1 pseudogene is annotated in these 732 nt (G+C 51.6%); it reads right to left on the bottom strand.

The features are described from left to right. A pseudogene (locus PRECH8_RS14340) lies at positions 1-558 on the bottom strand (hypothetical protein); the annotation flags it as partial. Between the last annotated feature and the right edge of the window lie 174 nt (positions 559-732).

Below are 732 nucleotides of genomic sequence, written 5' to 3'. Positions count from 1 at the left end.
AAAGGAACGAGCAGCGAGAAAATGGCTGAACTCATGCATCGCTAACAGCCCTAAGCTTACTCCTGCCCAGATGATGACATTCACCGTCATCGACTCCACCATATGCATCGTATGGAGTTCAGGCAGCAGATCCGGACGCGTGATGAACAAAGTAATCCAACAACCAATCGCGGCAAAATACACGAGAATGAAGGGCGTGCGGAAGAGGAATCTGCCCAAACGATTCGGCCAGCTGTCAGGGTTATGGGCTGGCACGGCCTCTTCATCAGAGATCTCCCGCAGTGTGCGGCCGTCTACCTCCGCTATTAGGTCCAGTTCAAGCAGCGCAGATACGAATTCGATCATATCGATCTCTTCATCGGGGTAACGTTCCTTCAGCTGTACTTCGATCTCATGAAGCGGCATTCCCGCTTGCAAAGCCCGGATGGCATCCACACTGGCAGAGCTCATCTCATAATATTCCCGCGCATACACGTCCTCGACGATGATATTCCGCTTATTCTCATGAATCGTTAATGGAACAAGCACGACGCGGGTTTCATAGGTTATCTGGGGCATGCGCATAACAGCCGTCACCACACTTTAACTGAATATCAATAAGGCCGCATCGAGTAGGAGGGAGCGGCTAGCCCCCCGTCCTCTCACACCACCTAGCATGCGGGTCCGCACTAGGCGGTTCCAAAAGGTTGACAAAGTTCCATATAACGAGAAAGCATACTTTTCAGCCCTTTC

The sequence above is a fragment of the Insulibacter thermoxylanivorax genome (assembly GCF_015472005.1).
Classification (GTDB): Bacteria; Bacillota; Bacilli; order Paenibacillales; family DA-C8; genus Insulibacter; species Insulibacter thermoxylanivorax.
This window is presented reverse-complemented; position numbering and strand designations above follow the sequence as displayed.